Origin of the sequence: Arthrobacter sp. SLBN-122 (assembly GCF_006715165.1) — a bacterium.
Lineage (GTDB): Bacteria > Actinomycetota > Actinomycetes > Actinomycetales > Micrococcaceae > Arthrobacter.
On record NZ_VFMS01000001.1, the window covers coordinates 2,782,423 to 2,795,369 of the forward strand.

Here is a 12,947-nt window from a genome sequence, read left to right on the forward strand (position 1 = left end):
CTGTGGCGTACCCTTCGCCGCCTGAGTAAATGGAGTTCCTTCGTGTCGGTTACCCCAGCCTCCACCACTTTCGTAGACCGCCATATCGGCGCGCGCCGCCAGGCCGACGTCGACACCATGCTCAAAGCCGTAGGCTACGACTCGGTCGACTCCCTGGTTGATACGGCCGTTCCCAAGGTCATCCGCCAGGACACCGCGCTTCGCCTGCAGGACGCCCTCAGTGAGGTTGAAGTCCTCACCGAGCTGCGGAAGCTGGCCGCGAAGAACAAGACGGCCGTGCAGCTGATCGGCCAGGGCTACTCCGATACCGTGACTCCGCCGGTGATCCGCCGCAACATCCTCGAGTCCCCGGCCTGGTACACCGCCTACACCCCTTACCAGCCCGAGATTTCCCAGGGCCGGCTTGAGGCCCTGCTGAACTTCCAGACCATGGTGCAGGACCTCGTCGGGCTGCCCATTGCCAACGCATCGCTGCTCGACGAAGCAACCGCGGTGGCTGAGGCCGTGCTGCTGATGCGCCGCGCCAACAAGGCCAAGCCCGCGGCCGACGGCAAGACCGTCCTGGACATCGACGTGCTCCCGCAGACCATCGCCATCGTCAAGGGCCGTGCAGAAGCGCTCGGCTTCGAGGTGGAGGTGGCCGATCTCTCCAAGGGCCTGCCCGACGGTGACATCAACGGCGTGGTGCTGCAGCAGCCCGGCGCTTCCGGCCGGGTCTGGGACCAGTCCGCCGTCATCGCCGCTGCGAAGGAGCGTGGCGCGCTGGTTACCGTGGCCGCGGACCTGCTGGCACTTACGCTCATTACCCCGCCGGGCGAGCAGGGCGCGGACATCGCGGTCGGCTCAGCCCAGCGCTTTGGTGTTCCGCTGTTCTTCGGCGGCCCGCACGCTGCCTACATGGCTGTCCGCAAGGGCCTGGAGCGCTCGCTTCCCGGCCGCCTGGTGGGCGTGTCCAAGGACGACGCCGGCGTTCCCGCCTACCGTCTGGCCCTGCAGACCCGCGAGCAGCACATCCGCCGCGAGAAGGCCACGTCCAACATCTGCACCGCCCAGGCGCTCTTGGCCATCGTGTCCTCCTTCTATGCGGTGTATCACGGCCCGGACGGACTGAAGGCGATCGCCGAAACGGCGCATGGCCACGCCCGTGCCCTGGCGGCCTCGCTTGCCGCTGCCGGCGTTGACGTTCTGCACAAGAGCTTTTTCGACACCCTGACCGTCCGGGTGCCCGGACGGGCTGCCGGCATCATTGCCGACGCCGAGGCGCGGGGCATCAACCTGCGCAGCGTCGACGCCGATACCGTCGGCATCGCCCTCGATGAAACCACGACCCCGGCCATTGTCGCCCAGGTGGCCGATGTCTTTGGCGCCAAGGTTGCCGACGACCAGGGTGAGGACCAGGGCTTCGGTCTGGAGGCCGCCGTCGAGCGTTCCTCCGACTTCCTGCAGCACCCTGTGTTCAACACCCACCGGTCCGAAACCCAGCTGCTGCGTTACATCCGCCGCCTGTCCGATCGGGACTTGGCGCTGGACCGCACCATGATCCCGCTGGGCTCGTGCACCATGAAGCTGAACGCCACCGCGGAGATGGAGGCCATCTCCTGGCCGGAGTTCGCTTCCATCCACCCGTTCGCCCCGGACTCCCAGACTGAAGGCTGGCGTGAACTCATTGCCGACCTTGAGGCGGACCTGACCACGATCACCGGCTACGACCAGGTGTCCATCCAGCCCAACGCCGGCTCCCAAGGCGAGCTCGCAGGCCTGCTGGCCATCCGCGGCTACCACCACTCCCGCGGCGACCAGCAGCGCAACATCTGCCTGATTCCCGCCTCGGCACACGGCACCAACGCCGCGTCCGCCGTGCTCGCGGGAATGAAGGTGGTCGTTGTCGCCACCGCCGCTGACGGGACGATCGACCACGATGACCTCACAGCCAAGATCGAGGCCCACAAGGATGTCCTGTCCTGCATCATGATCACCTACCCGTCCACCCACGGGGTGTATGACGGGGACGTCCGTGAGGTCTGCGATGCCGTGCATGCTGCAGGCGGCCAGGTCTACATCGACGGGGCCAACCTGAACGCCCTCGTGGGGCTTGCGCAGCCGGGCCAGTTCGGCGGCGACGTGTCGCACCTGAACCTGCACAAGACCTTCTGCATCCCGCACGGCGGCGGCGGCCCCGGCGTCGGACCGGTTGCCGCCAAGGCCCACCTGGCCCCGTTCATGCCCGGCGATGCGAACAAGGCCGCCCACGAGGACGGGCATGGAGTTGCGATTTCCGCGTCCCGGTTCGGCTCGGCGGGCGTGCTGCCCATTTCCTGGGCCTACGTGAAGTTGATGGGCGGCGAGGGCCTGACCGAGGCCACCAAGTCCGCGCTGCTGGCAGCGAACTACGTCGCCTCCCGCCTGAACGAATACTTCCCGGTTCTGTACACGGGAGAGGGCGGATTGGTGGCCCACGAATGCATCCTTGACCTGCGCGAACTCACGGCGAAGACCGGCGTTACCGCGGAGGATGTGGCCAAGCGGCTGATCGACTTCGGCTTCCACGCCCCTACCCTTTCGTTCCCGGTGGCGGGCACCCTGATGGTGGAGCCCACCGAGTCCGAGGACCTGGCGGAGATCGACCGCTTCATCGAGGCCATGGTCAGCATCCGCAAGGAAATCGACCAGGTAGCCAACGGCGACTTTGCCGTGGCGGACTCACCCTTACGCCGCGCACCCCACACGGCGGCCGCCGTCGTCAGCTCTGACTGGGACCGCGCGTACCCCCGTGAGCAGGCCGCCTTCCCTGCCCACCACAAGCAGGACAAGTACTTCCCGCCAGTGGGCAGGATCGACGGCGCCGCCGGCGACCGGAACCTGATCTGCTCCTGCCCGCCGCTGGAAGACTTCGAAAACTAAGGACCGGCACCAATGACCGAGAAATACACCGCGCTTTACGACGAGCACAAAAAGCTCGGCGCATCCTTTACGGACTTCGGCGGCTGGCAGATGCCGCTCAAGTACAGCTCTGAACTTGCCGAGCACCACGCCGTCCGCAACGCTGCCGGCCTGTTCGACCTCTCCCACATGGGCGAGGTCTGGGTGACCGGCCCGGATGCGGCCGCCTTCCTGGACTACGCCCTGGTGGGAAAGATCTCCGCCATGGCCGTGGGCAAGGCCAAGTACTCGCTGATCTGCAACGAGGACGGCGGCATTATCGACGACCTCATCACCTACCGCCGCCCGGCGGCTGCGGGTACCGCACAAGGCAGTACCGACGTCTTCCTGGTTGTCCCCAACGCTGGCAACGCCGCCGTAGTGGCCGCAGCCCTGCAGGAACGGGCCGCGGGGTTCGATGTTGTGGTGGATGATGCCTCAGCCCGCACTTCCCTGATCGCCGTCCAGGGTCCCAAAGCCCAGGAACTCCTGCTGCGCCTGGTTCCGGCCGCGCAACACTCCCTGGTGACGGAGCTGAAGTACTACGCCGCGGTCGCCGTCCCGCTCCTGGTAGGTGGCACCGGCAAAGAACTGCTGCTTGCGCGCACCGGGTATACCGGTGAAGACGGGTTCGAGATCTTCGTGGACAACGACGATGCGCCCGCGCTGTGGCAGTCGCTGATCGCCATCGCCGACGACGGGGAACTGATCCCGGCAGGCCTCGCCTCCCGCGACTCCCTCCGCCTCGAAGCAGGAATGCCGCTGTACGGCAACGAACTGTCGCTGCAGGGCGACCCGTTCGCCGCCGGCCTGGGCGCCGTCGTCGCACTCTCCAAGGAAGGCGACTTCGTTGGCAAAGCCGCCCTGGCAGCCATGAAGGAAGCCGGCGCCGGCAGCACCTCCGGACGCCGCCTCGTGGGGCTCAAAGGCCAGGGCCGCCGCGCCGGCCGCGCGCACTACCCCGTCCTCAAGGACGGCACCACCGTCGGCGAAGTCACCTCCGGCCAGCCCTCGCCCACCCTCGGCTACCCCATCGCCATGGCCTACGTCGACGTCGAACACTCGGCCCCCGGCACGGCCCTCGACGTGGACCTGCGCGGCAAGGCCGAACCGTTCGAAGTCGTCACCCTCCCGTTCTACAAGCGACTCAAGTAGTCCTTCGTGCCGTGACGTGCCGTGGCTGGCTCCGGGGCCGACGGACCGGACATTTTCACGCGTGCTGCTCCTTCGTCGCTTTGACGCACGCTTTCGAAAAGTCCGGCTCCGCTGGCCCCTCGTGCCAAAGTGCGGTGGTGCGGGGAAGACAGCAGGGCGTAGAGGAAGCGGGTGGCGGCGGACTATGTACGTTTTCCTGTCCGGGCAACCCGTGTCCTGTGCGTACTTGCCTGCTTGTCCTGTCGCTTTGGTGACGTCCGTTGGCGACTGGGCGGATCCGGAGACGTGCGTCTAAGGGAGCGTCACGTCCGCTTAGCGGGCGTTTTCGCGACCGAGCACGCGGAGGAATTCGGCCAGCCGCACCCAGCCCGGCCACCGCGTCACGTCCGCTCAGCGGCGTTTTCGCGACCGAGCACGCAGAGGATGTCCTGCCCGCTCCACCCAAACCACCCGTTTTAGTTAGGAACCAATCCCATGGCTGTTGGCGTTTTTGATCTCTTTTCGATCGGTATTGGGCCGTCGAGTTCGCATACTGTGGGGCCGATGCGGGCTGCTGCGGTGTTCGCTGAGGAACTCAAGGCCTCGGGGGTGCTGGCTGGGGTGGGGGCGTTGCGGGTGGACCTGTATGGGTCGCTGGCCGCGACGGGGCACGGGCACGGGACGATGACTGCGGTCCTGCTGGGGTTGGAGGGGTTCCATCCGGAGCTGATCCTGCCGGAGGAGGTGGAGGAGCGGCTGGCCTCGATCGCGGAGACCGGGACGTTGAACCTGGCCGGTGCGGTGCCGTTGCCGTATGGGGTGAAGGACATGGTGCTGCGGCCGTTGACGGTGTTGCCGCGGCACACGAACGGGATGACGTTCACCGTCTCCGGCGCGGAAGGTTCGGTGCTGCATGCGGCCACGTTCTTCTCGGTCGGTGGAGGGTTCATCGTCCGGGAGGGTGAGGAGGACGCGGCGCAGCAGGAACTGGACGCGTCCAAACAGGAACTGCCGCTGCCGTTCCGGACCGCCGCGGAACTGCTGGAGCACTGCGCGGTGACCGGGCTGGGCATCGCCGATGTCATGCTCGTGAACGAAAAAGCCTCCCGGGATGAGGAGCAGATCCGGGAGGGGCTGCTGCAGATCTGGTCGGTGATGGAAAACTGCGTGGCCACCTCGCTGAAGCGCGAAGGGGTGCTGCCGGGCGGGTTGAAGGTCCGCCGCCGCGCCCCTGACTGGTACGACCGGCTCAAGAAGGAATCCGCGCACACCCAGGACGAGGAACAGCACAGCGGCCAGGAGGCGGACTGGGACGCGGTCCGTTTCGATCCCCGGTATTGGCAGGAGTGGGTTAACTTGGTGGCGTTGGCGGTGAACGAGGAGAACGCCTCCGGCGGCCGGGTGGTCACCGCCCCGACCAACGGGGCGGCCGGGATCATTCCCGCGGTGCTGTTCTACGCGCTGCACTTCGCTCCGGGCATGGACCAGGCCAGCCAGGCCGACCGGGACGATGTGGTGGTGCGGTTCCTGCTCGCCGCCGGCGCGGTCGGGGTGCTCTACAAGGAACAGGCCTCCATTTCCGGGGCCGAGGTGGGCTGCCAGGGCGAGGTGGGATCAGCGTCGTCGATGGCCGCCGCGGGCCTGGCCGAGGTGATGGGCGGGACCCCGGCGCAGGTGGAGAACGCCGCGGAGATCGCGATGGAACACAACCTGGGCCTGACCTGTGACCCGATCGGCGGGCTGGTCCAGGTCCCCTGCATCGAACGGAACGCGATCGCCGCCGCGAAAGCGATCAACGCCGCGAAAATGGCGCTCTGGGGCGACGGCACCCACCGCGTCTCGCTGGACGAAGTCATCATCACCATGCGCGAAACCGGCAAGGACATGTCCTCCAAATACAAGGAAACCGCCATGGGCGGCCTCGCCGTCAACGTCGTCGAATGCTGACCACCACCAACCCAGCCCGGCGCCGCAGCTGACCGGTGTCCCGGCGCTAGTTATGCACTGCCGCCCACCAGTTCAGGCTGGCTGCGAACACCAGCCATGACACGTAGGGCAGCAGGAGCAGTCCGGCCGTCCGGCTGATGGGGCCGAAAAACAGGACCGTTACCGCGACAGCGGCAATCAGGGCAAGGATGATGACCAGCCCCAGCCACAATGCCGGCGTGCCGAGGGCGGGGTAGAGGGCAAAGAACGCCGGGGTCCATGCGAGGTTGAGGACCAGCTGGATGGCGTAGGCGGTCATCGCCGGCCGTGTCCTGTTGGTCCGCTTGCGCCATACCAGCCAGGCGGCCACGGCCATTGCCGTATAGAGGATGGTCCAGACGGGACCAAACACGCCGTTGGGAGGGGACCATGGTGCCTTGTCGGCGGTGGCGTACCAGCCCGTGACATTGGCCGCAGAAGCGAGCCCTCCCAGCGCCGCCACCAACAGGGAGGCCACCAGGAATCCGATGAGCGCTGCCACCTGGACTCCAGCGCTGTAGGGCTGCCTGCCGGTTCCCATGCGAGTTGTGGTTTCTTCCCTATCCGGCCTCATGCCTCAACCCTTGTTGAAGGCGAACATTGCCGTCAAGCCGGCGCCGGGCAACGCGGAAGGCACGCTGTCCCGCCATGCGGGGAAAAGCCGGAAGCACATCAGGCTTTAGACTTGAGGCTGCATGTCCGCACGCATCCAGAAGTACAGAAACCGCGCACAGACCCGATTGGACAAGGCCCCCTTGCGACAACTCAACGCACGTTTTGCCACCGCCGAGGAAATCGAAAACTGGGACAAGCACGTCACGGCCAACCCGAACGGCGGCAATATGCTGCAGTCCGCAGCCTATGCATCGGTCAAGAATGGAAGTGGCTGGAAGGTCCGGTTCCTGGTGTTGGAAGGCGACGGAAACGCCAGCTACAACCTGGTGCTGGAGAAGAGCTTCCCCGTCCTGGGACGGTTGTGGTACCTGATCAAGGGCCCTGACCTGGCGGCTGCAGCGGACCTTGGAGCCGCCCTTGAAGCCTGTGCATCCTTTGTCCGCAGCAGCAAGCTGAACGTCTTCACCATCAAAGTGGAGCCGGACATTGTCGATTCCGACGAGGCACAGAAGGAACTGCGCGACGCCGGCCTAGTCAAGGCACCCAATATCCAGTCCAACGACTCCACGGCCCTGCTGGACATCTCGGGCTCCGAGGAGGAAGTCTTCAAAGCTATCTCCTCGCGCGCCCGCAACGCCGTCCGGCGCGCCGAGCGCGAGGGCTGCCAAGTGGTCCGGCAGGAACAGGGACCTGAAACCTACCGCGCCCTGTACGACCTGATGGCCAACACAGTCAACGCCAAGGGATCCATGCCCCTGCGCAGCTACGACTACTACGCACGGTTCTGGGACGAGTTCTGCAACCGGGGCCAGGGGAATTTCTTCTTCACCTACGAGGACGGAAAGCCCAGCGTTGGCGCATTCGTCATCAACTACGGTGCCAAGGCGACCTACAAGGACGGCGGTTCCACCCAGAACCGCAAGCAGTACGGGGACTCGCACCTGGTGCAGTGGGCCGCCATCCGGCGCATGCAGGAACTCGGCTGCACGGAATACGACTTCTGCGGAACCCCGCCGGCCGCGCGCATCAAGGACAAGACCCACAACCTGTACGGAATGGGCATGTTCAAGACCAGCTTCACCAAGACAGTCACCGACTTCGTGGGCTGCCACGACTACGTCCTGTCCCCGCTGCGGCACCGGCTCTGGGTCAAGGGCGGCGAAAAGGTCTTCCGCCGCATCGAAACCGCACGGACCGGCCGGCAGTTCTACTGACCTGCCGCCGCCGCACCCCACAGCCAACGCGACCCCAAAGGTCCGCCCGACCCCGTGCGGCCCTGCCCCCGAACACCTCCCGTCCAGCGCGTGCCCGCCAGGCCGCGACGAGTCCAGAAGAAGGTCACCCCTTGAATCCAGTTTCCGCCGCTACCGGGCTTGAATACGCCAACCTCAGCGACGCCGAATTTGAGGCCTTCGCCCTGAAGCACCCGCAGAACAGCTTCCTGCAGTCTGTCGATTTTGCCCGTTTCCAGCGCTCCCGCGGCCAGCAGGTGGAACTCTTCGGGGTCCGGCGCAACGGGGAACTCCTGGCGGCGGGGAAGCTCAACTACACCACTACGCGCCTCGGCTACACCGTCTGCGAATGCGCCAAGGGTCCCCTCATGGACTACACGGACCGTGAACAGGTAAGTGCCGTCGTCGAAGTTCTCCGCAAGCACGCGGCAGGCCGCAAGGCCGCCGAACTGCGGATCTCGCCGAATATCCGTTACATCGCCCGCGACGCCGACGGCGTCGAACACCCTGACATCGAGGACAACCGGCCGCTGGTGGCCGGCCTGGAACGGCTGGGATTCCGGCACCAGGGCCTGGACATGAACTTTGTCAACGTCAACTGGATGTTCATCAAGAACCTGGTGGGCATCCAGGACGCCGAAGAACTGATCATGAGCACCAGTTACCGGACCCGCAAAGCCATCCGTAAGGCGGAAAAGAACGGCGTCTTCCTGGAACAGGCCACCCTGGAAACCCTGGATGATTTCTACGGCGCCCTGAGCCGGGCCGGTGACGAAAAAGGATTCGTCTACCGTGAACGCGAATACTATGAACACCTGCTCCGCACCACCTCTGCGGAATTCACCAAGCTGATGATGGCCAAGATCGACATCCCGGCCTACCGGAAATCCATTACTGAGCGCCTGGCCACGGAGTCAGCCACCGCCGCAGATCTCCGCCGTGAAGTGGAGGAGACGGGCAGCAAGAAGAAGGCCAACCGCCTCAAAGTGGTCCAGGACTTGGTGGACAGCTACGAGCGCAGCCTGAAGGACATCGAAAGGTTCCCCGATTCCGTGGGGACCGCCACCGTGGCAGCCATCCACTTCGTCTGTTACGGGGACGAGGTGGTGTGCGTCATCGGCGGCACCGTGCAGGACTACATCTACTTCAATGGCGCCACCTCCCTGTACTGGGGAATGATGCTGCATGCGCTCGAGAAGGGATACCCCAGGTACAACTTCTACGGCACCTTCGGCATCTCCGGCCAGGACGAGGAAGGCCACGGCGGCTACGAATTCAAGAAGGGATTCGGCGGGGAAGTGGTCCAGCTGGTGGGCGACTTCGTCCTGCCGGTGCGGCCGGCCGTCTTCCACGCCAACCGGCTTGCCAGGTCCGCCGCGGCGGCTGCCCGCACGCTGCTGGGCAAGCTGCCTTCGAAGCGTGCAGCCTGACCGTCCATAAACCGCGTACAGGGAGGAAACGGGCATGACCGACCGGCCCCCACGGCCAGGCCACAGGCCGAAGACTGACGGCCTGCCCAAGACTGAATCGCTAACCCCTGCGCAGCTTCGCCAGGACGCAGCCGCCAAGAGGATGCTGCGCCGCCTGGTGCAGGGGGAGAACCCGCCAACGGCACCGTTGAGCATCGTGGACCGGCTGGCGGGCAGCCCGTATGCCAACCCCACCATCCAGGTGGGCGGCGTGGACACGTCCGCCCGGAAGACCCTGGACTTCGCCCTGCACCTGGCCGAGACCATGTTCCGGTACGGTGCCGGCGCCCTGGAGGTGGAGACCAGCATCATCGCCGTCACCGCGGCGCTGGGGCTGAAGAACATCGAGGTGGACATCACCAACCAGTCCGTGGGCATCAATTACGCGCCCAAGGACCAAACGCCCATCGCCTTGCTGCGGGTGGTGCGGTCCTGGACCAACAACTATGCCGGCCTGGCCAAGGTGCACCAGCTGGTCACGGACATCGTGGCCGGCGGCGTGGGCCGTGACGAAGCGATCCGCCGGCTCAACGAGGCCATCACCAGCCCCAAACCGTACCCGCGCTGGATGGTCACGGTGGCGTTCGGCATCTTCGCGGCCGTGTTCGTCGGCGTTCTGGGCGGCGGTCCCGTGTCCTCGGCAGTGGCGTTCGCGGCCAATATCGGCATCAGCCTGCTGGCCCGGCAACTCGGGCGCTGGCGGGTGCCGGACTTCTTCATCACCGCCAGTTGCTCCTTCGTGGTCACCATGCTGGCGCTGCTGCTCTGGCAGTTCGGCCTCACCGCGTCGCCGTCCATCGTGGTGGTGGGCGGCATCCTGCTGCTCCTGCCCACCGGACGCCTGGTGTCCTCTGTGCAGGACGCCATCAACGGCTTCCCGGTGACGGCGGCCGGACGGTTCCTGTCCACCCTGCTGACGTTCGGCGCGATCGTTGCAGGAATTGCTGTGGCCTTCGTGGTGGGGGAGTTGACCGGGCTGCAGCGCATCGACGTCACGCAGACCTTCCCGCCCGCCTACGATCTGTGGGTCCTCATCATCTTCGTGGCCACCGCAGTGATGGCCATCGGCATCACGGAACAGACCACCTGGAAGCTCCTGCTGCCCACGGCAGGCGTCGGCGTAGCGGGCTACCTTGTGCTGCTCGGCTGCGGCCTGCTCGGCATCGGCGACCGTTTCGCCCCCGCCATTGCCGCCGTCGTCATTGGCCTGCTGGCCAGGGTGGTGGCGCTGCGGATGGGGGCGCCCCAGCTCGTGGTGGCAGTTCCCGCCGCCCTGATCCTGCTGCCGGGCCTCACAATATTCCGTTCCATGTATGTCTTGACCGTCGAGGAGTCCGAAATCCTGGCCGGCGCGGGAGGAATGCTCAGTGCCGGGGCCATCGTGCTGGGAACGGCAGGGGGAATCGTCCTGGGTGACGTGCTGGCCCGTCCGCTGACCCGCAGCCTGGCGAGCAACGAGCGGCGCCGGGCCCGCCGCCGCTAGCTGCCGCCGCCGGTCCCCTAGATCTGGCCGACGGGAAGCTTCTTCTCGGCCTGGAATACATCCTCTACCCGGCCCTGCGCCCAGTATCCAGAGAGGGACACCTGCCGGCGCTCCAGGCCGCGCTGCTTGAAGAAGACTTCGCGGAGGGACTTCATGTAGCCGCGTTCGCCATGCGCAAACACATCCACAGTGCCGCCGGGCCACTCGGCCTCCGCCACTGCCTTGAGCAGCAGGTCGCTGGAACCTGCCGGAGTCCCGTTGCGGACCAGCCAGGTGATGTCCAGCCCGCCAGGAGCGGAGATGGGTTGGATGTCGGCCTCGGAACCAACCTCAAGGAAGGCAAGGCCGGTTGCGTCTGCCGGCAGCGCCTCGATGCAGGCGGCGATGGCCGGCAGCGCCGCTTCATCTCCGGCGAACAGGTACCAGTCGGCGTCCGGGTTGGGGTTGTAGGCCCCGCCGGGGCCTGTGAAGATGAGGGTCTCGCCAGGCTGGGCCGCGGCCGCCCAGGGACCAGCCAGGCCTTCGTCGCCATGGACTACAAAGTCGATGGCAAGCTCCCGGGCCTCCGGATCAACCCACCGCAGCGTGTAGGTGCGGGTGAACGGCCACTGTTCGCGCGGCATCGTTTCCCGGACAGCCCACAGGTCCAGCGGGGAGGGGTAATCCACGCCGGGCTGGGGGAAGACGATCTTCACATACCTGTCCACGAAGCCGTTGTTGGTGAAGTCGCTGAAGCCCTCGCCGCCGGCCACGATCCGGACCATGTGCGGGGACAGTTGCTCCTTGCGCAGCACGGTCAGGTTGACCTGGGGACGGCTCTTCTTCGTGGCGCTGGTGGCGGCAGGGACGGTGCTCATAAGGTAAGCCTAAGCTAGGGCGACGGCGGGAGCTCCCAGGTTACGGTCGACGCACCTTGTTCACGCAGCAGCTGGTTGACGCGGCTGAACGGCCGGGAGCCAAAGAACCCGCGGGAGGCGGACAGGGGGCTTGGGTGGGGACTGGCGACGGCGGGGGCACCGGCCAGGAGCGGCCGGACGCCCTCGGCCTCCTTGCCCCACAACACCGCCACGAGGGGCATCCTGGACCCGTCCGGGGCCCGGCGGCCGGCGAGCGCGGTGACTGCCGCCGTCGTAATCTCCTCCCAGCCCTTGCCCCGGTGGGACCCCGCGGCTCCTGCCCTGACCGTGAGCACGCGGTTCAGGAGCAGCACGCCCTGGTCCGTCCACGCCGACAGGTCGCCATGGGCGCGTGGCGGAACTCCGAGGTCCGATTCGAGCTCACGGTAGATGTTCACGAGGCTGCGGGGGAGGGGGCGCGTGCGCGGGTCGACGGAAAACGACAGCCCCACGGCGTGTCCCGGGGTGGGGTACGGATCCTGCCCAACAATGAGGACCTTCACCCGGTCAAGCGGCTGGCGGAAGGCGCGCAGGACGTTCGACGGCGGCGGCAGGAGTTGGTGCCCCGCCGCCTCTTCAGCGGCCAGGAAGGCCAGGACCGACCGGAGCCTGCCTTCCACTCCCTGCAGGGCTGCCGCCCAGTCCGGAGCCATCAGCTCTGCCAGGGGCAGGGCGGCCAGGTCAGCGAAGCGGATTCCGTCCGCCCGGTCCTGCTCCAGCTCGAAGAGCGCGTCCGATTCAAACATCGTTCCATTCTTGCAGGCCTCCTTGCAGGCGCTCGGCCCAAGCCCTCCCGCCGGCACCATCGGCTGCCCGCACGTGCGCAAATGACACTCGTGTTGTTCCACCGGTACCATGGGGGTGAGACATTACCGTAACCAGCGAAGGAGTGTGCCGTGGCGGAACCGGCCCGGGAACATCTGCCGGAGCAGGATCCACGGAAGTCCCTCCTGGCGGATTTCACCCTCCGTGAGTCCTCCCTCTCAGAGCGGGAACAGCAGATGCTGGCCCTGGAACGGCAGTGGTGGAAGTACGCAGGGGCCAAGGAACAGGCCATCCGCGACCTCTTCGACCTCTCCGCGACGCATTACTACCAGCTCCTCAACGCACTGATCGACCGCGAGGATGCCCTGGCCCACGATCCCATGCTGGTGAAGAGATTGCGTAGACTACGTACGTCGCGCCATCGCGCGCGCACTGCCCGGCGCCTGGGATCAGACGCTTAACACGCCCC

10 protein-coding genes are annotated in these 12,947 nt (G+C 66.3%); 7 read left to right on the forward strand and 3 right to left on the reverse strand.

Annotated elements, in window-relative coordinates; genetic code table 11:
• Nucleotides 1–42 precede the first annotated feature (42 nt).
• The 3 genes from gcvP (at nt 43) to FBY36_RS13005 (ending at nt 6,000) form a co-directional block, all read left to right on the forward strand.
• Nucleotides 43–2,901 (forward strand): aminomethyl-transferring glycine dehydrogenase, encoded by a 2,859-nt coding sequence (gene gcvP, locus FBY36_RS12995; RefSeq protein ID WP_142119988.1) that lies wholly within the window; start codon nt 43–45, stop codon nt 2,899–2,901.
• Nucleotides 2,902–2,913: 12 nt separating this feature from the next.
• A complete protein-coding gene (gene gcvT, locus FBY36_RS13000) occupies nt 2,914–4,074 on the forward strand; it encodes a glycine cleavage system aminomethyltransferase GcvT (protein WP_142119990.1) in 1,161 nt (386 codons plus the stop codon).
• A gap of 474 nt (nt 4,075–4,548) precedes the next feature.
• Entirely contained in the window at nt 4,549–6,000 is a 1,452-nt protein-coding gene (locus FBY36_RS13005) for an L-serine ammonia-lyase (RefSeq protein ID WP_142119992.1), read from the forward strand.
• 46 nt (nt 6,001–6,046) lie between these two features.
• Here the strand turns inward: FBY36_RS13005 and FBY36_RS13010 are convergent, their stop codons facing one another.
• Nucleotides 6,047–6,559 (reverse strand): TspO/MBR family protein, encoded by a 513-nt coding sequence (locus FBY36_RS13010; protein WP_235008820.1) that lies wholly within the window; start codon nt 6,557–6,559, stop codon nt 6,047–6,049.
• 154 nt (nt 6,560–6,713) lie between these two features.
• On the opposite strand from FBY36_RS13010, the gene FBY36_RS13015 reads away from it, so the two are divergent.
• The 3 genes from FBY36_RS13015 (at nt 6,714) to FBY36_RS13025 (ending at nt 10,817) form a co-directional block, all read left to right on the forward strand.
• Entirely contained in the window at nt 6,714–7,847 is a 1,134-nt protein-coding gene (locus FBY36_RS13015; RefSeq protein WP_142119996.1) for a lipid II:glycine glycyltransferase FemX, read from the forward strand.
• Nucleotides 7,848–7,978: 131 nt separating this feature from the next.
• Nucleotides 7,979–9,295, forward strand: a complete 1,317-nt coding sequence (locus FBY36_RS13020; RefSeq protein WP_142119998.1) for a peptidoglycan bridge formation glycyltransferase FemA/FemB family protein — start codon at nt 7,979–7,981, stop codon at nt 9,293–9,295.
• Nucleotides 9,296–9,329: 34 nt separating this feature from the next.
• Nucleotides 9,330–10,817, forward strand: a complete 1,488-nt coding sequence (locus FBY36_RS13025) for a threonine/serine ThrE exporter family protein (protein ID WP_142120000.1) — start codon at nt 9,330–9,332, stop codon at nt 10,815–10,817.
• A gap of 17 nt (nt 10,818–10,834) precedes the next feature.
• Here the strand turns inward: FBY36_RS13025 and FBY36_RS13030 are convergent, their stop codons facing one another.
• Nucleotides 10,835–11,674 carry a siderophore-interacting protein gene (locus FBY36_RS13030; RefSeq protein WP_142120002.1) on the reverse strand — a complete coding sequence of 280 codons (840 nt, stop codon included), beginning with the start codon at nt 11,672–11,674 and terminating at the stop codon, nt 10,835–10,837.
• Nucleotides 11,675–11,688: 14 nt separating this feature from the next.
• Nucleotides 11,689–12,459 carry a uracil-DNA glycosylase gene (locus FBY36_RS13035; RefSeq protein WP_142120004.1) on the reverse strand — a complete coding sequence of 257 codons (771 nt, stop codon included), beginning with the start codon at nt 12,457–12,459 and terminating at the stop codon, nt 11,689–11,691.
• 150 nt (nt 12,460–12,609) lie between these two features.
• On the opposite strand from FBY36_RS13035, the gene FBY36_RS13040 reads away from it, so the two are divergent.
• Nucleotides 12,610–12,939 carry a DUF3263 domain-containing protein gene (locus tag FBY36_RS13040; protein ID WP_018769531.1) on the forward strand — a complete coding sequence of 110 codons (330 nt, stop codon included), beginning with the start codon at nt 12,610–12,612 and terminating at the stop codon, nt 12,937–12,939.
• Nucleotides 12,940–12,947: the final 8 nt, after the last annotated feature.

Bases quoted from the DNA above. Each gene is read 5' to 3' on its own strand.
- gcvT (WP_142119990.1), top strand. From the start codon at position 2,914: ATGACCGAGAAATACACCGCGCTTTACGACGAGCACAAAAAGCTCGGC.
- FBY36_RS13005 (WP_142119992.1), top strand. From the start codon at position 4,549: ATGGCTGTTGGCGTTTTTGATCTCTTTTCGATCGGTATTGGGCCGTCG.
- FBY36_RS13010 (WP_235008820.1), bottom strand. From the start codon at position 6,559: ATGGGAACCGGCAGGCAGCCCTACAGCGCTGGAGTCCAGGTGGCAGCG.
- FBY36_RS13015 (WP_142119996.1), top strand. From the start codon at position 6,714: ATGTCCGCACGCATCCAGAAGTACAGAAACCGCGCACAGACCCGATTG.
- FBY36_RS13025 (WP_142120000.1), top strand. From the start codon at position 9,330: ATGACCGACCGGCCCCCACGGCCAGGCCACAGGCCGAAGACTGACGGC.
- FBY36_RS13030 (WP_142120002.1), bottom strand. From the start codon at position 11,674: ATGAGCACCGTCCCTGCCGCCACCAGCGCCACGAAGAAGAGCCGTCCC.
- FBY36_RS13035 (WP_142120004.1), bottom strand. From the start codon at position 12,459: ATGTTTGAATCGGACGCGCTCTTCGAGCTGGAGCAGGACCGGGCGGAC.